Genomic DNA, 16,581 nt, shown 5'->3' with positions numbered 1-16,581 from the left:
CATCGCGGGGCGTTCGTTTTGCGGGTTGGCGTTGTGGTCAGTGGTCGCGCGTCATGGCGCGCTGTGCTCAGCGCGTGCGCGGCAGGGCGTCGCCACCATCCTCTTCTGCCAACAACTGACGCAATTGGGCGGCCGAGGCGCGCTGCATCGGTTTTTCATCCAGCTGCGACAGCGGTGCCTGGCGCAAGGCATCGTACGGCAGCACGGTCAGGTCGAAGCTCAGTTCCTCGGCACGGAACAGCCACACCGGAAACTCGGCCGTGCGCTCGCGGTCCAGACGTAGCCGGCGCGTACGCGATTCGGCCGGAATGCGGTGTTCTTCCAGGAAGCGCTGCACGGCGTCGGCATCGTCGCTGTGCAGCTGCAGCTGCACCGGCGCGTTGGCGTCGGCCGTGCCATCGAGCACCGGACCGGCCAGGCGCGGCTGGAACGGGCCGAGAAACTCCAGCGCGCGCAATGCGGCCTCGCGGCGTTGGCGCAGCCGCAGCCCGTGCGCAGGCCCGGCGAACAGGCGCTGGTGCTCGCGCAACGCATCTTCGATCTCGCGGTTGCGCGGCAGCGACGCGTCGTCGTGGATGCCCAGCCGGCTGGCCGCCTTAAGCTTGGCCTGATGAAAATCGCGGATGCCGCCCTCGGCCATCAGCCGGGCCGCTTCGTGCGCCAGGCGATGGCGACGTTCTCGGGTTCGCGTGTCGGCGTGTTCGCGCGCGTGATGCATGACCGGGCTCCCCTAATGACCCTGGTTCGACTCTACAACAGCGGCATGAAGAGGTGGCGAATGCCCCGTGTCTCCCTGCAAGGGCAATCACGCAATGGTGATTGCCCGGTCCCTTCTGCTGCAGCCAGAGACAGTCGCTGCCACGAACCCGATCGGGGAATCGAGCGGGCGAAGCCGTTCCGATTCCCCAATCCCGATTTCCCAATCCCCGCCCTCAAAAGATATCGAACGCCTTCTCGTCCTGCTGTTCCTGCAGGCCGTAGTCGTAATCCTGCAGACGGTCCAGATCCTCGTTCTTGACCCACTCGACCGCGCCATTGATGGTGGCCTGGGTCATGCCATCGGGCGGGTCGTTGGCGGCGATCGGCTTGTCCTTGAGCGCCACGCGCATGTAGTCGATCCAGATCGGCAACGCCGCCTTGCCGCCGTACTCGCGATAACCGAGCGAACGGAAGTCGTCGCGGCCGACCCACACGGTGGTGGCATAGGGGCCGCCGAAGCCGGAGAACCAGGCGTCGCGGTGATCGTTGGTGGAGCCGGTCTTGCCGCCCACGTCCTCGCGGCCCAGCACCTTGGCCGCGGTACCGGTGCCGCGCTGGACCACGTCACGCATCATCGAGACCAACTGGTAGGCGGTGCGCTCGTCGATGGCGCGCGGGGCGATCCTGGTCTCCGCCGTCGCCACCGGCGCAGTTTCCGCCGCTGCCGGTGCAGCGTTGGCGGCCGGGGCGGGCGGCGTGGCCGGCGCCTGTGCACCGAAGTTGAAGCCATCCACCACCTGGCTCACCGGTGCCGCGGTGCCGCCCTGTGTGGCGCAGGTGCGGCAGGCGACGGCCGGCACTTCCTTGAAGATGACCGTGCCGTCGCGGTCCTTGACCTCATCCACGATCCAGGTGTCCACGCGCGAGCCGCCATTGGCGAATACCGCATAGCCACGCGCCACCGACAGCGGCGTCAGCGACGCGGTGCCCAGCGACATCGACAGGTTGGGCGGCAGCTCGGCCTCCTGGAACCCGAACTGGCTGATGTACTTGCGTGCAAAATCCACGCCGATGGCATCCAGCAGGCGCACCGACACCAGATTGCGCGACTGCACCAGCGCCTCGCGCAGCCGCATCGGACCACGGAAGCCGCCCCCGTCGTTCTGCGGCGACCAGGTCTTGCCGCGGCGGTCGCGGAACACCACTGGCGCATCCAGCACGATCGAGGCCGGGTTGAAGCCTTTCTCGAAGGCGGCGGCATACACGAACGGCTTGAAGCTGGAGCCCGGCTGGCGGCGTGCCTGGGTGGCGCGGTTGAACTTGTTGCCGGCAAAGCTGAAACCGCCGACCAGCGCGCGCAGTGCGCCGCTGTTGGCATCCAGCGACACCAGTGCCGCCTGGCCACGCGGCAGCTGGTCGACGATCCACTCGCCGTCCTTTTCACCGGCGCGGATGCGGGTCAGGTCGCCGCGGGTCAGCAGCTTGGCCGCGGTCTTGCCGGTCCAGCGGCTGGCCGAGGCGGGCAGGGTGAGTTCGGTCTTGTCGTGCTGCACGACGGTGATGCCGCCATCGGGATTGGTGCGCGCCACGATCACCGGGCGTAGCCCGCCCTGGGTGAACACCCCGGACAGGTGCTTGGCCAGCGCAGCGGCATCCGCATCGGCTGCGACATCGAAATGCTGCTCCACGCCGTGCCAGCCATGGCGGTGGTCGTACAGCCGCAGGCCTTCGGCAACCGCCGCATCGGCGCCGGTCTGCAGGGTGGAATCGATGGTGGTGGTGACGTGGTAGCCCTTGTTGAGCACGTCGCCGCCGTACTTGGCGATCATCTCCTGCCGCACCAGCTCGGCCACGTACGGGGCGTAGACCTCCACCGGCGGCTCATGCGGCTTGGCATGCATCGGCACCGCCTTGGCGGCATCGGCTTCGGCCTGGCTGACGAAGCCCAGGTCGGCCATGCGCTGCAGCACATAATAGTCGCGGCGTTCGCGCGCGCGTTCGGGGTTGCTGATCGGGTTGCCGCTGGACGGGAACTTGGGGATGCCGGCCAGCGAGGCCATCTCGTCCAGGCTCAGCTCCCCCAGCTTCTTGCCGTAGTAGTACTCGGCTGCGGCACCGACGCCATAGGCGCGATTGCCGAAGAAGCTCTTGTTGAGATACAGCTCGAAGATCTCGTCCTTGCTCAGCTCGCTTTCGATCTTGCGCGCCAGCAGGATCTCGGCCAGCTTGCGGGTGTAGCTGTACTCGGAGCTCAGGAAGAATTGCCGCGCTACCTGTTGGGTGATAGTGGAGCCGCCGGGCACCCGCTTGGCATCGGTGGTGGCCAGCAGCCACACCGCGCGGCCGATGCCCTTGTAGTCCACGCCCCCATGCTCATAGAAACGCGCGTCCTCGGTCGCCAGGAAGGCCTGCTTCAGGCGCAGCGGCACCTCCTTCATCTGGATCGGGTAGCGCCGGGTCTCGCCATAGACGGCCATCAGGCGGCCCTCGCTGGAATAGATGTACATCGGCTCCTGAAGTTCGACCTGCTTGAGCGACTGTACGTCCGGCAACTTCGAGGAAATGGCGTAATACAGGCCGCCAGCGGCAATGGCGCCGAGCAGTGCGAGCACAACGAGCGTGGCCAGGATCCAGCCCAGCCAACGGCGAATACGGGGCATGTAAGAGAGATTCCGATTGCAGATTTCTTGGTCACAGAGTATAGATGACGCCGAGTTTGGCTGGGGCCGAACTCTGGGGATCGCAGAAGACAGCACTGGGGTCACGGTCGCGGGGTCATTGCCTTGCGCGTGAAGGGCTTGTCAACTGTTAAAATTTGATTATTAATACGAGGGCGCAGAGTGCGTCCAAGTGCCCATCGGCAGGGGAGTTACCGTGGGGCTTCTACCCAAGAGTCAGTCGCCACTGATTGGTGTCGACATTAGTTCCACTGCGGTCAAGCTCTTGCAGCTGTCGCGCAGCGGGAATCGTTTTCGCGTGGAACACTACGCGGTGGAACCGTTGCCGCCGAACGCGGTGGTGGAAAAGAACATCGTCGAAGTGGAGGCGGTGGGCGAAGCCATTCGTCGCGCCATCAACCGTTCCGGCAGCAAGGCCAAGAACGCGGCGGCTGCGGTGGCCGGGTCGGCGGTGATCACCAAGCTGATCCCGATGCCGGCCGACCTGGACGACAGCGATCTGGAGGCCCAGGTCGAACTGGAAGCCACCAACTACATTCCGTACCCGATCGAGGAAGTGAATCTCGATTTCGAGGTGCTCGGCCCGATGCCCAACAGCCCGGACATGGTCCAGGTGCTGCTGGCCGCCTCGCGCTCGGAGAACGTGGAGCTGCGCCAGTCGGCGCTGGAGCTGGGCGGTCTGACCGCCAAGGTGATGGACGTGGAGGCCTTCGCGGTCGAAAACGCCTTTGCCCTGGTGGCCAGCGAACTGCCGGTGGCCGCCGATGCGGTGGTCGCGCTGGTGGACATCGGCGCCACCATGACCACGCTGAGCGTGCTGCGCTCCGGCCGTAGCCTGTATAGCCGCGAGCAAGTGTTCGGCGGCAAGCAGCTCACCGACGAAGTGATGCGCCGCTACGGCCTGACCTACGAAGAGGCCGGCCTGGCCAAGCGCCAGGGTGGGTTGCCGGAAAGCTACGAGGTGGAAGTGCTGGAGCCGTTCAAGGAGGCGACGGTGCAGCAGATCAGCCGCCTGTTGCAGTTCTTCTACGCCGGCAGCGAATTCAATCGCGTGGACTGCATCGTGCTGGCCGGCGGTTGCGCCGCGTTGGCGCGGTTGCCGGAAATGGTCGAGGAACAGCTGGGCGTGACCACCGTGGTGGCCAACCCGCTCGCACAGATGACGCTGGGTCCGAAGGTCCAGGCCCACGCGCTGGCGCTGGATGCGCCTGCCCTGATGATCGCCACCGGCCTGGCCCTGAGGAGCTTCGACTGATGGCAAGAATCAACCTACTGCCCTGGCGCGCCGAGCGCCGGAAGGCGCGCGAGCGTGAGTTCTATTCGATGCTGGGCTTCGCCGCGTTGGGCGGCGTGCTGTTGTCGGCCTTGATCTGGTTCTACTACGACGCGCAGATCAGCGGCCAGACCGAGCGCAATGCGTTCCTGACCACCGAGATCGAAAAGGTCAAGGCGCAGAACGAAGAGATCAAGGAACTCGACAAGAAGAAGGACCGCCTGCTAGCCCGCAAGAAGGTCATCGAAGAACTGCAGGCCAATCGCTCGCAGATGGTGCACCTGTTCGATTCGTTGGTGCGCACCATTCCCGATGGCGTGGCGCTGACCAACATCAAGCAGGACGGCGACATCCTGACCCTGGAAGGCCGTTCGCAATCCAATGCGCGCGTCAGTGCGTACATGCGCAACCTGGAAAGCTCGGGCTGGATGACCAATCCGGACCTGTCGATCATCGAGGCCAAGAGCCAGGACAAGGCCGCGGGTCAGCCCGTCGCCTCGTCGATGGATACCAAGACGCTGCCGTATGTCTTCACGTTGAAGGTCAAACTCGCCAACCCGAACGAAACCGATAAGAACGGGACGGCTCCGGTCGACGGCCAGGCACCGGGTGCGACGCCGGCGGGCACGGCGCCGGCTGGCGCACCGGCACCGGCCACGCCGGCACCCGCGCAAGCGACTCGGCCGCAGGAGGGGGCGGCGTCATGAGTAAGAAATCATTCAAGCTCAGCGATCTGGATTTCAACAACATCGGCGGCTGGCCGCAGCAGGCACGCATCGTGTTCTGCGTGGTCGTGGGCCTGTTCATCATGGTGCTGGCCTGGTTCCTGCTGATCAGCGGCAAGCGCGACGAACTGGAAGGGCTGGAAGGCACCGAATCCCAGCTGCGTACCGAGTTCGAGACCCAGCAGGGCCGTGCGGTCAATCTGGAGCCGCTCAAGCAGCAGCTCGCGCAGATGGAGCAGGTGTTGCAGCAGATGCTGCGCCAGCTGCCCAGCAAGACCGAAATGCCCGACCTGATCATCGACATCTCGCAGACCGCGTTGTCCAGCGGCCTGTCCAACGAGTTGTTCCAGCCGGGTCCGGAATCGCCGAAGGAGTTCTACGCCGAGAAGCCGATCGCCCTGCGCATGGTGGGTAGTTATCACCAGTTCGGCGCCTTCGTCAGCGGTGTGGCCTCGCTGCCGCGCGTGGTGATCCTGACCATGCACGACATCAACCTCAAGCCCAAGGACGCCAAGGCCGGCATCACGCCACGCGGCGCGCTGGAACTGTCCGGCACGGTCAAGACCTATCGTTATCTGGACGATGAGGAAATGGCCGAGCAGGAGAAGGCGGCCGCCGACGCTGCGAAGAAGGGCGGCCAATGACCATGAAATTGCTCAAGATCCTGTCCTGCGTGGCGCTAATTGCTGTATTGCCGGCCTGTAGCCGCGGCATTACCAGTACCCCGGGCGACGCACCGAATCTGGAAGCCTGGGTGGCCGAAGTGCGTGCGCGTCCTGCGCCGCCGCTGGAGCCGTTGCCGGTGATGCAGCAGTTCGAGACGTTCGAATACGCAGCGCAGACGATGCGCGACCCGTTCAGCGATGCCTGGGTCAGCGCGGAAGGCGGCAATGGCACCCGACCGGATCCGAACCGGCGCAAGGAGCCGTTGGAGGCCTTCCCGCTCGACGCCCTCGACATGGTGGGGACCATCGGGGGTGGGTCGGGTCTGATCGCACTGGTCATGGCGCCCGACAAGGTGACCTACCGGGTGCGAGCGGGTGTGTATCTGGGACAGAGCGATGGCCGGGTGACCGGGGTCTACGAAGACCGCATCGAGCTGATTGAACTTGTGCCGGACGGTGCGGGTGGATGGCTTGAACGGCCGGCCGCACTCGCATTGGATGATCAATAAAGTGATAGGGGATAGCACGATGACGTTTTCCAATGCCCAGCGTCTGCGTCCGGTTCGACGCCACGCGATGCTCCAGGCCTGCGCGTTGGGGTTCGCGCTGGCGCTGGCCAGTGGCAGCTCGTTCGCGGCTGCCGCGCTGACTTCGCCTGCGCAGGATCCGGCCAAGACCGCTCCGGCGAGCCTGGCGGTGTCCAAGATCGATTTCAAACGCGGCGACGACGGCGCAGGCCGGTTGATCCTGAAGTTCGACGGCCAGGGCGCCAGCCCCGACCTGCGGACCCAGGGCGACAACGTGCTGGTGGACATCAGCAACGCCAAGTTGCCGCCGGAGTTGCAGCGCCCGCTCAACGTCACCGACTTCGCCACGCCGGTGCAGCGTGTGGAGGTCAAACCGTCCGGCTCCGGCTCGCAGCTGGTGCTGTCGACCAAGGGGGCCTTCGACTCGCTGGCCTACCAGACCGGCAACGAATACGTGGTCGAGATCACCCCGCGCAAGGGCCAGCCGGCCGTGGGCGGTGTGAGCCCGGCGGCGGTGACCCAGGCCGCCGCGCAGATCGCGGCGCGTGGCTACAGCGGCCGCCCGGTGACGTTCAACTTCCAGGACGTGCCGGTGCGCACCGTGCTGCAGCTGATCGCCGAAGAGTCCAACCTCAACATCGTCGCCTCCGACACCGTGCAGGGCAATGTCACGCTGCGCCTGATGAACGTGCCGTGGGATCAGGCGCTGGACATCGTGCTGCGTGCCAAGGGCCTGGACAAGCGTCGCGACGGCGGCGTGGTGTGGGTCGCTCCGCAGCCGGAGCTGGCCAAGTTCGAACAGGATAAAGAAGACGCCCGTATCGCGATCGAGAATCGCGAGGACCTGATCACCGATTACGTGCAGATCAATTACCACAATGCGGCGGTGATCTTCAAAGCGCTGACCGAGGCCAAGGGGATTGGTGGCGGTGGTGGCGGCGGGCAAGGCGGTGGCGGTGGCGGTGGCGGCGGTGCGGGCCAGCAGGACAATGGTTTCCTGTCTCCGCGTGGCCGTCTGGTGGCCGACGAGCGCACTAACACCCTGATGATCAGTGATATCCCGAAGAAGGTCGCGCAGATGCGCGAGCTGATCTCGCACATCGACCGTCCGGTGGACCAGGTGTTGATCGAAAGCCGAATTGTCATTGCGACCGATACATTTGCGCGTGATTTGGGTGCGCGTTTCGGCATCACTGGCGCAACCGGACGTGGGATTTTGAGCGGGGCGCTGGAGAGTAACGTCAACTTCCAGAACACTTCAGCGCAACGAGCTAACGAAATCGCTAATACCGGTACCAGTACAACGCTGGCTTCGCATTTGTTCCCTTCGGGGTTGAATGTCGATTTGGGGGCTAGTGGCTTTACCAATAGCAGAGCGGCCGGCTTGGCGTATACCTTGCTTGGATCCAATTTCAACCTCGACATTGAGCTATCGGCAATGCAAGAGGAGGGGCGAGGTGAGGTCGTCTCAAATCCGCGGATCGTGACGGCCAATCAGCGTGAGGGTGTCATCAAGCAAGGTCGGGAGATTGGGTATGTGACAATCAGTGGTGGTGGTGCGGCAGGTTCCGCCGCGCAGGCGAATGTGCAGTTCAAGGAAGTTCTGCTTGAATTGAAGGTCACGCCCACTATTACAAATGACAGTCGTGTTTTCTTGAACATGAATGTAAAGAAGGACGAGGTTGCACGATTTATTAATTTGCCACTGTATGGAACTGTGCCTGAAATTAATCGCCGCGAAGTCAATACCGCTGTGCTTGTCGGTGATGGCGAGACGGTGGTGATCGGCGGTGTCTACGAATTCAATGATCGCGAAAGCGTGGCCAAGGTTCCGTTCTTGGGCGACATTCCCTTCCTCGGCAATCTGTTCAAAAAGCGTGGGCGCAGCAAGGAGAAGGCTGAATTGCTGGTCTTCGTGACGCCGAAGGTGTTGCGTGTTGCTGGTGCTGCTAAATAAATAGTCCTGAATGTTATGGGCAGTAATTTGATTCATATTTCATAAAAGAGGTGTTTTTTTGTGAAAACATTCTTTAGTGTAAAAAATTATTTAGTTGCAGTAATAGTTTTAAGTGCATTTTCTACATTTGGCGTTTTTGCACAAACTGTTGTTTGCAGTAATGACGCTATACCTGCCGGATACGTAAAGACGGCTTTGACTAATCGGCCTGCTTGTAATAGCGGGCAAGGTTGGCAGATTGAGTTGCCGTATGAAAGCCAACTTGTATGTAGAAGCTCTCCCGTGCCATCTCCGTATGTCGTGGTCCCTTTTGGTGATAACAACACAACCGCCTGTGGCGAGGTAAGGTTGCGGATCGGCAAAGCTCGCGAAAATCTTCAAATATGTGCTGGATCGCCTATCCCCAGCGGCTATGTCATTACTAATATAGATTCAACTCCCCGGGGGTGCCTGGCTGGGCAGTACTACATAAGGCAAGCAACTAACGGCATATTGGCGTGCGGTAATAGCCCTGTGCCCCCGGGTTATGTCTTTACATGGAACGGCCAATCTTCCGTGTGCGGAAATACTTATGGGCAACGCCGTTTCGAAATCGCTCGCAATGGTATGTTAGTTTGTGCCGATTCATCTATTCCTGACGGATATGTAGTAACGCAAGCCTATGATAACAATGGGCAGACGTGTACTTTTGGTCAGCGTTACATTCAACTCCCCACTCAGGGAATCGCTGTTTGCCCAATTTCTCCAATTCCAGCAGGATGGCGTAGTAGTGGTTCGGTAAGCACGAATTCTTGCGGAAGCAATTTTCCACAGGCATTGATCCTTACTCGCAACTAACTTTTTGCGACCGAGGCCTATGTTGGCCTCGGTCTTTTGTACGTGAAGCATGAAATTCATCTCAGACGTATTGCATTTGAGATTTTGCATCTCGGACTGAACGCCAGCCGCCGGCGAATGAACCAAACACGTTCGGAACGGTCACACTGGACCTATGAACGCACCGCCACTGCTCCCCACCGAAGCCGTTGCCGCGCCCGCCGAGGACCGGCTGCATCGTCAATTCACCTCCCTGCGCGAGTCGCTGGCGCAGCGTATCGTCGGCCAGTCGGCGCTGGTCGAGCGATTGCTGATCGCCTTGCTGGCTGACGGCCATCTGCTGGTCGAGGGCGCGCCCGGGTTGGCCAAGACCACGGCGATTCGTGCGCTGGCCTCGCGGCTGGAAGCGGACTTCGCGCGGGTGCAGTTCACCCCGGATCTGCTGCCGGCCGATCTGACCGGCACCGAGATCTGGCGGCCGCAGGATAGCCGCTTCGAGTTCATGCCCGGGCCGATCTTCCACCCGATTCTGCTGGCCGACGAAATCAACCGCGCCCCCGCCAAGGTGCAGTCTGCGTTGCTGGAGGCCATGGGTGAGCGCCAAGTCACGGTCGGCCGGCACACCTATGCGTTGCCGCAGCTGTTCCTGGTGATGGCGACGCAGAACCCGATCGAGCAGGAAGGTACGTTCCCGTTGCCCGAGGCGCAACTGGATCGCTTCCTGATGCATGTGCGCATTGGTTATCCGCAGGCCGATGCCGAAGCGGAGATCCTGCGCCTGGCCCGTGAGGCGGCCCGCGATACGCTAGAAAAGCACGAGACCGTGCCCGACAAGATTCCGTTGGAGGATGTCTTCGCCGCGCGCCGTGTGGTGCTGGATGTGCATCTGGCGCCGCAACTGGAACGGTATCTGATCGAGATCGTGCTCGCCTCGCGCGATGCGCAGCGCTACGACCCTGCATTGGGGCGGCGGATCGCGTGGGGCGCCAGTCCGCGTGGCTCGATCGCGCTGGAGCGCTGCGCGCGCGCGCGCGCATGGCTGGCCGGGCGCGACTACGTCACGCCTGACGATATCCGCGCCATCGCTCCGGATGTGCTGCGCCATCGCGTGTTGCCCAGTTACGAGGCGACTGCCGAAGGCTGGGATGGCGAGCGTCTGGTGGCCGCCTTGCTGGAAAAGATCCCGCTGCCCTGATCGGCTAGCGCGTTGCCGAGGTATGCCGTCCTCCCGCCCGACTCCGATGTCTTCGATGCCGTCTCCGCCCCCCGTACATCCCGCCTCGTCCGTTGCCGGCGACGGCCTGCGCCCGAGTCTTGCGGAGCTGATCGCATTGCGGGGCACCGCGCTGCATCGCGGGCAACCCGGACGCGGCCGGCATGGCCTGGTGGGTCCGGTGCCGGCCGCCACCCGTGGGCGCGGAATGGAGTACGCCGAGTCGCGTGACTATGTGGCCGGCGATGACGCACGGCATATCGACTGGCGTGTCACCGCCCGCACCGGGCGCGCGCATACCAAGTTGTTCCAGGCCGAGCGCGAGCGCTTGAGCCTGATCGTGGCCGACACCTCGCCTGCGCTCTTCTTCGGTACGCGGGTGCGCTACAAGTCGGTACAGGCAGCGCGCGCCGGAGCAGTGGCGGCGTGGCTGGCACAGCGACAGGGCGACCGCATCGCCGCCTTGCGCGGTACCTCCAGCGAAGCGCTGATCGCGCCGCGGTCGGGGCAGCGTGGCGTGTTGCCGGTGCTGGATGCCCTGGCGCGCTGGTACGCCCAGCCACCGTCCGGCGATGCCGGGCTGGAGGTCGCGCTGGACCATGCCGCTCGCCTGCTGCGTCCCGGTGCACGGCTGACCGTACTGGCCGATGCGCGCAGTGCCAGCGCGATTTCCGCGACCCGGTGGTCCGGCCTGGCGCTGCATCACGAGGTGGTGGTGATCGTGCCGGTCGATCCGCTGGAGCTGTCGCCACCGGCGCGCGCGCTGAGTTTCGATGTGCGCGGCGAACGCGTTGCGGTGGACCTGGCCAGCCAGTCCGCGCGCGCGCGCTGGCAGGCCGAATTCGTGGCGCCACTGGAACACCTGGCCGCGATGCTGCAGGCACGCGGCGTGCGCCTGCATCGCCTGTCCACCGACGATGCCAGCGATGCCTGGCTCGGTGGCGGCGCACCCGTGCGGGACGCATGACGATGGCACCGCAAGCGCTCCCGTTGCGCGATGTGCACCTGCCGCCGTCGCCGGGCTGGTGGCCGCTGGCGCCGGGCTGGTGGTTGGTCGTCGCGGGTGTCGCGCTGGTGGTGGCCGGTGCATGGTTCTGGTGGTGGCGCCGTCGCCGCCAGCAACGCCGCTGGTTGGCGGCGTTCGATACCGAGCTGCAACGCGCGGCGACGCCGGCGCAGCGCCTGGCAACGCTGTCGGCGTTGTTGCGACGTGCGGCACGCACGGTGGATGCGACCGCCGACCGCCTGCAGGGCGAGGCATGGCTGCAGTTCCTGGACGGCCGCAAGAGCAAGGCGCAAGCGTTCTCGCAGGGGCCAGGGCGCGCGGTGCTCGAAGGTGGATTTCAGCGCACCCCGGCAGTGGCGGATATCGATGCCGTACAGGCGCTGGCGCGGCAGCGGTTCCTGGCGCTGATGCGGGGCCGGCGATGAGCTGGTTGCAATGGTCGCAATGGCAGGACGCGTTGGCGCATTGCGCATGGCCATGGGCGTGGTGGCTGATGCCGCTGCCGCTGCTGATGTGGTTCTGGCCGCGCCGCGCCGCCGATGCGGCGGCATTGCGCGTGCCGTATGCCGATCAACTGCACGCGGTCGCGCAGGCGCAGCGTGTGCCCGCGCTACGGATGCCGCGCTGGCTGGCCTGGCTGGGCTGGTTCCTGCTATGCGCGGCACTGGCGCGCCCGCAGCAATTGGGCGAGGTCATCCAGCCGCCGCGTGAGGCGCGCCAGATGATGCTGGCGGTGGACCTGTCCGGCAGCATGAGCGAACCGGACATGGTGCTGGGCGGCAATGTGGTGGACCGCCTGACCGCGGCCAAGGCGGTGTTGTCGGATTTCCTGGATCGCCGCGACGGTGATCGGGTCGGCCTGCTGGTGTTCGGACAGCGCGCCTATGCGCTCACCCCGCTGACCGCGGACCTGACGTCCGTGCGCGATCAACTGGCCGACAGCGTGGTGGGGCTGGCCGGGCGCGAGACCGCCATCGGCGATGCCATTGCACTGTCGGTCAAGCGGCTGCGCGAACAGGATCGGGGCCAGCGCGTGGTGGTGCTGCTTACCGATGGTGTCAACACTGCCGGCGTATTGAATCCCCTGAAGGCAGCCGAACTCGCCAAGGCCGAAGGGGTGCGCGTGCACACGATCGCCTTTGGCGGCAGCGGCGGCTATTCGTTGTTCGGGGTGCCGATCCCGGCCAGCGGCAACGACGATATCGATGAGGAGGGGCTGCGCAAGATCGCCGAGCAGACTGGCGGGCGCTTCTTCCGCGCACGCGATACCGCAGAGCTGGCCGGCATCTACGCCGAGCTCGATCGCCTGGAGCCGGTGAAGGCGCTGGGCCCGTCGGTGCAACCGCGCGTGGAGCGGTACTACTGGCCACTGGGTGCGGCCTTGATGGTGGCGTTGCTGGCGTTCGTGTTGCCGCGGAGATGGCAGTGACTGGGCTGACCGGGCTGCTCGCCGCGTTGCATCTCTTGCGTCCGGACTGGCTGTGGGCGCTGCTGGCGATCGTGCCGGCGGCGGTGCTGTGGCAACTGCGCCGCCGCAGCGCCAACGCCTGGCGGCAGAGCGTGGACGCGCATCTATTGCCGGGTTTGCTGGTCGCCGGTGGCCGACGCGGGTGGCTGGGCTTCGTGCTGGCCGCCGTGACCTACACGCTTGCGGTGGTGGCGATGGGCGGGCCCAGCTGGCGGCAGACCGAGCGCCCGACCTTTCACTCGAGCATGCCCCTGGTGGTGGTGCTGGATCTGTCCTCCAGCAGCAATGCAACCGATCTGCCGCCATCGCGCCTGCTGCAGGCGCGCGCGAAGCTGGCCACGCTGCTGCGCAAGCGCGTCGGCGGCGACGTTGCGCTGCTGGTGTATGCCGGCGAAAGCTTTACCGTCGCCCCGTTGACCGAAGACGCCAGCAATGTGGCCCTGTTTCTGGACGCGCTCTCGCCATCGGTGATGCCGGTGGATGGCAAACGCGCCGACCGCGCCATCGATGCGGCGACTCGCCTGCTGCAACAGGCTGGTTTCAAGCAGGGCGAGATCCTGCTGCTGAGCGATAGCGCGGACGGCTCGGCAGAAAGTGCGGCGCGCACGGCGCGTGCGCGAGGCTTCCGCGTGTCGGCCCTGGGCGTGGGCAGTACGCGCGGCGCTGCCTATCGCACTGCAAGTGGCGAGATCGCGCAGGCACGGCTGGACGAACCCGCCCTGCGCGATCTGGCCGGTCAGGGGGGCGGGCGCTATGCGCGTATCACGCCCGATGACGCGGATCTGCAGGCGCTGGGCGTGCTTGATCCCGCGCAACAGTCGTTGGCCGAAGAGGCCGCCGACGCCAACGGCGGCAAGACCTGGCTGGACGAAGGCTATTGGCTGGTACTGCCGGTGATGGTGCTGGCATTGCTGGCATTCCGTCGGCGTGCGGTGGTGGCATTGCTGGCGCTGGTGTGCGTCCTGCCGCTGGCCCAGCCCGCACGGGCAGCCGATGGCACGCTGTGGCAACGCGCCGACCAGGTACAGCAGCAACGCCTGGATGCTGGCGTGCAGGCCTACCGGCGCGGTGATTTCGCCGCTGCGCAAAAAGCCTTCGAACGCGTGCCGACCGACGAAGGTTTCTACAATCTCGGTAATGCACTGGCGCGGCAGGGCCGCTACGACGAGGCGATTGCAGCCTACGATCGCGCGCTCAAGCAGCATCCGAACCAGGCCGATGCCATCGCCAATCGCGCTGCGGTCGATGCGGCGCGCAAGCGGCAGCAGGGCAACAAGGACGGGCAGGGCAAGTCCAAGGATCAGAATCGCTCCGGGCAGGACAAGGCTGGCCGGAACCAGCAGAACACTCAGGGCGCGGGCCAGAACGGACAGCAGCCGCAGGACGGGCAAGGCAAGCAGGAGGGCAAGGATCCATCATCTGCCACGCCTGAGTCGCAGGATGGAAAGACGCAGGCCCCGCAGTCCAGCGATGGCAAGGGCGAGCCGAACAAGCAGGACGCACCACCGCAGTCGGCCGACGCCAAGGCGCAACAACAGGCCGACGAAGCGCAGCGCCGCAAGATGCAGCAGGCCATGGCGCAGGCCGGCGACAAGGGCGCCGATGCCAAGGGCAAGGCGGAAGCGGCAGTGGCGGACGAAACGCCGGAACAACGCGAACAGCGCCAGGCGGTGGATGCATGGTTGCGGCGGGTACCGGACGATCCGGGCAGCCTGCTGCGGACCAAATTCAGGCTGGAATACGAACGCAGGCAACGGGACGGACGATGATCGGCACATACCACTTGCGCCGCGTGGCGATCGGCATGCTGAGCAGCGCCGCGCTGGTGTTCTGCGCACCGGCGGGTGCGGTGACGCGCGCCTGGCTGGACCGCGACAGCGTCAATAGCGGTGATGCGGTGACGTTGAACATCGAAACCGATCAGCGCGGTGTCGATCCGGACTACTCGCCGTTGCGCAACGACTTCGCACTGGGTGCCAAGAGCGCCAACCAGCAGATGCAGGTGGCCAACGGCGGGGTGACGGTCCGCGCGTTGTTCGGCGTGGTGCTGACGCCGCGCAAGAGCGGTGAGGTGATCGTGCCGGCGATTCGCGTCGGCGGTGAGCGCACCGAGCCGCTGCGGCTGCAGGTGGTGGGCTCGGCAAACGATGCCGCAGACAGCGGCGCCGGTGCCGCGAACGGGCCCAGTGCGGCGCAGGGCAACGAAGAGGCCTTCGTCCAGACCCAGGTAGACGACCCGCAGCCCTTCGTGCAGCAAAGCGTGGGCGTGGTGGTGCGCCTGTATTTCGCCAACCAGCTGGCCTCCGGCGAGCTGGATCTGGAAGCGCCCGATGGTGCGTCGTTGCAACGCGTTGGCGATGACGTCAGTTCGGTCAAGCTGGTCAACGGGCGTCACTACAACGTGGTGGAGCGGCGCTATCTGCTGGTGCCCGAGCGCAGCGGGCGTCTGCTGCTGCCGTCGGCGCGCTTCACCGGCCGCTCCGTGGGCGGTTTCTTCGACGATTACTTCGGCCGCGGCACTGGCGAGCTGAGCGCGCGCAGCGCCAGCATTCCGTTGCAGGTGCGGGCGCAGCCGGCCAACGCACCGCAACCGTGGTTGCCGCTGCGCAGCCTGCAGTTGCGGTATACAGCCACCCCGCAGCGCGCCACTGCCGGCGAGGCCGCGCAGTTTGTGGTGGAAGCCAGTGCACGTGGCGCCACTCAGGCGCAGTTCCCCGAGCTGCCCACGCCGAGCGTGCCGGATGCGCAGGTGTTCGCCGAACCGCCGCAATACGAAGAACGGTTTGTGGACGGCTCGCCGCAGTTGCGACTGACCCGGCGCTATTCGATCGTGCCCAACCGCGCCGGCCCGCTGGTCGTGCCCGGCCTGCAGGTGGCGTGGTGGGATGTGGGTGCGGCTGCTGCAAAGACGGCAACCGTGCCGGACCTGACGCTGGACGTCGCGGCGGGCAGCGGTGCGTTCGCGGTGCCGGCGCCTGCACCTGAGCCGGCTACGGGTCCGGCCGCCGCTGGCCCTGCACCTGCAGCGGCCACCGGCGCACTGACGGTGCAGCCGCCGCCGCAGGGGCGGCCCTGGGGGTGGATCGCCGCAGCGGCAGGCTTCGCGCTGCTGTGGGTGCTCACGCTGGCATGGGTGCTGCTGCGCCGACGTGGCGCATCGCGCACGGCGTCCGGCACCCACGGCGCAGAGATCGTCATGCCGGGCCGGCGCGCCACGCACGGCGTAGCCGAGTTACGCCGCGCGCTGGATGCCGACGGGATGGACGAGGTGGCAACCGTGCTCTGCGGCATGGCCGGTGTGGCTGATATCGACAGCGTGCTGGCCGCCCTGGCCGATCCCGCCCAGCGCGCAGCCGTAGCGCGGATGCAACGTGCGCGCTGGGGCGGCGACGGCGATGTGGCCGGCGCCCGCGCTGCGTTGCGCGAGGCGTTCTCCAAGGGGCCGCGTTGGCGCAATGCCAGCGCGGCAGAGCCGGACGTGTTGGCGCCGTTGTATCCGCCAGCGCCCTGATCGGCGGCTGGACGATTGCCATCGCCGTCCAGCTTTCTGGATC

14 protein-coding genes are annotated in these 16,581 nt (G+C 65.4%); 12 read left to right on the top strand and 2 right to left on the bottom strand.

Translation table 11 applies throughout. From position 1 onward, the window contains the following. Positions 1-67: 67 nt before the first annotated feature. A complete protein-coding gene (locus XCSCFBP4642_RS0115095) occupies positions 68-718 on the bottom strand; it encodes a hypothetical protein (protein ID WP_029220531.1) in 651 nt (216 codons plus the stop codon). Between the two features lie 214 nt (positions 719-932). Continuing rightward, entirely contained in the window at positions 933-3,359 is a 2,427-nt protein-coding gene (locus tag XCSCFBP4642_RS0115090; protein WP_033898425.1) for a penicillin-binding protein 1A, read from the bottom strand. Positions 3,360-3,573: 214 nt separating this feature from the next. Here XCSCFBP4642_RS0115090 and XCSCFBP4642_RS0115085 point away from each other — a divergent pair, with 214 nt between their 5' ends. The 12 genes from XCSCFBP4642_RS0115085 to XCSCFBP4642_RS0115035 all read left to right on the top strand — a co-directional run bounded on the left by XCSCFBP4642_RS0115085 (position 3,574) and on the right by XCSCFBP4642_RS0115035 (position 16,538). Continuing rightward, on the top strand, positions 3,574-4,632 hold the full coding sequence (locus XCSCFBP4642_RS0115085; RefSeq protein WP_011348458.1) for a pilus assembly protein PilM: 1,059 nt from the start codon (positions 3,574-3,576) through the stop codon (positions 4,630-4,632). Beyond that, on the top strand, positions 4,632-5,357 hold the full coding sequence (locus XCSCFBP4642_RS0115080) for a PilN domain-containing protein (protein WP_029220528.1): 726 nt from the start codon (positions 4,632-4,634) through the stop codon (positions 5,355-5,357). The genes XCSCFBP4642_RS0115085 and XCSCFBP4642_RS0115080 overlap by 1 nt, the downstream gene beginning before the upstream one ends. Beyond that, complete coding sequence (locus XCSCFBP4642_RS0115075; protein WP_029220527.1) at positions 5,354-6,019, top strand: type IV pilus inner membrane component PilO; 666 nt, start codon at positions 5,354-5,356, stop codon at positions 6,017-6,019. The genes XCSCFBP4642_RS0115080 and XCSCFBP4642_RS0115075 overlap by 4 nt, the downstream gene beginning before the upstream one ends. Further along, the gene (locus XCSCFBP4642_RS0115070; RefSeq protein WP_029220526.1) at positions 6,016-6,549 is read left to right on the top strand and encodes a pilus assembly protein PilP; all 534 of its coding nucleotides are present in this window, start codon (positions 6,016-6,018) and stop codon (positions 6,547-6,549) included. The genes XCSCFBP4642_RS0115075 and XCSCFBP4642_RS0115070 overlap by 4 nt, the downstream gene beginning before the upstream one ends. Positions 6,550-6,568: 19 nt before the next feature. Then, the gene (locus XCSCFBP4642_RS0115065; protein WP_029220525.1) at positions 6,569-8,524 is read left to right on the top strand and encodes a type IV pilus secretin PilQ; all 1,956 of its coding nucleotides are present in this window, start codon (positions 6,569-6,571) and stop codon (positions 8,522-8,524) included. Between the two features lie 60 nt (positions 8,525-8,584). Further along, the gene (locus tag XCSCFBP4642_RS27240) at positions 8,585-9,361 is read left to right on the top strand and encodes a hypothetical protein (protein WP_228325647.1); all 777 of its coding nucleotides are present in this window, start codon (positions 8,585-8,587) and stop codon (positions 9,359-9,361) included. A gap of 154 nt (positions 9,362-9,515) precedes the next feature. Further along, complete coding sequence (locus XCSCFBP4642_RS0115060) at positions 9,516-10,535, top strand: AAA family ATPase (protein WP_029220524.1); 1,020 nt, start codon at positions 9,516-9,518, stop codon at positions 10,533-10,535. A gap of 22 nt (positions 10,536-10,557) precedes the next feature. Beyond that, a complete protein-coding gene (locus XCSCFBP4642_RS0115055) occupies positions 10,558-11,520 on the top strand; it encodes a DUF58 domain-containing protein (RefSeq protein ID WP_029220523.1) in 963 nt (320 codons plus the stop codon). A 2-nt stretch (positions 11,521-11,522) separates the two neighbouring features. Beyond that, a complete protein-coding gene (locus XCSCFBP4642_RS0115050; RefSeq protein WP_029220522.1) occupies positions 11,523-11,984 on the top strand; it encodes a DUF4381 domain-containing protein in 462 nt (153 codons plus the stop codon). Further along, positions 11,981-12,988: a vWA domain-containing protein gene (locus tag XCSCFBP4642_RS0115045; RefSeq protein ID WP_029220521.1), complete on the top strand. Its 1,008-nt coding sequence runs from the start codon at positions 11,981-11,983 to the stop codon at positions 12,986-12,988. Before XCSCFBP4642_RS0115050 ends, XCSCFBP4642_RS0115045 begins: the two co-directional genes overlap by 4 nt. Beyond that, positions 12,979-14,796 carry a tetratricopeptide repeat protein gene (locus XCSCFBP4642_RS0115040; protein WP_029220520.1) on the top strand — a complete coding sequence of 606 codons (1,818 nt, stop codon included), beginning with the start codon at positions 12,979-12,981 and terminating at the stop codon, positions 14,794-14,796. The genes XCSCFBP4642_RS0115045 and XCSCFBP4642_RS0115040 overlap by 10 nt, the downstream gene beginning before the upstream one ends. Further along, complete coding sequence (locus XCSCFBP4642_RS0115035) at positions 14,793-16,538, top strand: BatD family protein (RefSeq protein WP_029220519.1); 1,746 nt, start codon at positions 14,793-14,795, stop codon at positions 16,536-16,538. Before XCSCFBP4642_RS0115040 ends, XCSCFBP4642_RS0115035 begins: the two co-directional genes overlap by 4 nt. Positions 16,539-16,581: the final 43 nt, after the last annotated feature.

It is taken from the genome of Xanthomonas cassavae CFBP 4642 (genome assembly GCF_000454545.1).
Classification (GTDB): domain Bacteria; phylum Pseudomonadota; class Gammaproteobacteria; order Xanthomonadales; family Xanthomonadaceae; genus Xanthomonas; species Xanthomonas cassavae.
Note: the sequence above shows the minus strand (reverse complement) of the source record. Positions and strands in the feature narration are given on the sequence as shown.

What these genes read in the sequence shown, in the direction of transcription:
- XCSCFBP4642_RS0115035 (WP_029220519.1), top strand. Translation starts at nt 14,793, where the DNA reads ATGATCGGCACATACCACTTGCGCCGCGTGGCGATCGGCATGCTGAGC.
- XCSCFBP4642_RS0115065 (WP_029220525.1), top strand. Translation starts at nt 6,569, where the DNA reads ATGACGTTTTCCAATGCCCAGCGTCTGCGTCCGGTTCGACGCCACGCG.
- XCSCFBP4642_RS0115050 (WP_029220522.1), top strand. Translation starts at nt 11,523, where the DNA reads ATGGCACCGCAAGCGCTCCCGTTGCGCGATGTGCACCTGCCGCCGTCG.
- XCSCFBP4642_RS0115055 (WP_029220523.1), top strand. Translation starts at nt 10,558, where the DNA reads ATGCCGTCCTCCCGCCCGACTCCGATGTCTTCGATGCCGTCTCCGCCC.
- XCSCFBP4642_RS0115090 (WP_033898425.1), bottom strand. Translation starts at nt 3,359, where the DNA reads ATGCCCCGTATTCGCCGTTGGCTGGGCTGGATCCTGGCCACGCTCGTT.
- XCSCFBP4642_RS0115040 (WP_029220520.1), top strand. Translation starts at nt 12,979, where the DNA reads ATGGCAGTGACTGGGCTGACCGGGCTGCTCGCCGCGTTGCATCTCTTG.
- XCSCFBP4642_RS0115045 (WP_029220521.1), top strand. Translation starts at nt 11,981, where the DNA reads ATGAGCTGGTTGCAATGGTCGCAATGGCAGGACGCGTTGGCGCATTGC.
- XCSCFBP4642_RS0115095 (WP_029220531.1), bottom strand. Translation starts at nt 718, where the DNA reads ATGCATCACGCGCGCGAACACGCCGACACGCGAACCCGAGAACGTCGC.
- XCSCFBP4642_RS0115060 (WP_029220524.1), top strand. Translation starts at nt 9,516, where the DNA reads ATGAACGCACCGCCACTGCTCCCCACCGAAGCCGTTGCCGCGCCCGCC.
- XCSCFBP4642_RS0115070 (WP_029220526.1), top strand. Translation starts at nt 6,016, where the DNA reads ATGACCATGAAATTGCTCAAGATCCTGTCCTGCGTGGCGCTAATTGCT.
- XCSCFBP4642_RS0115075 (WP_029220527.1), top strand. Translation starts at nt 5,354, where the DNA reads ATGAGTAAGAAATCATTCAAGCTCAGCGATCTGGATTTCAACAACATC.
- XCSCFBP4642_RS0115080 (WP_029220528.1), top strand. Translation starts at nt 4,632, where the DNA reads ATGGCAAGAATCAACCTACTGCCCTGGCGCGCCGAGCGCCGGAAGGCG.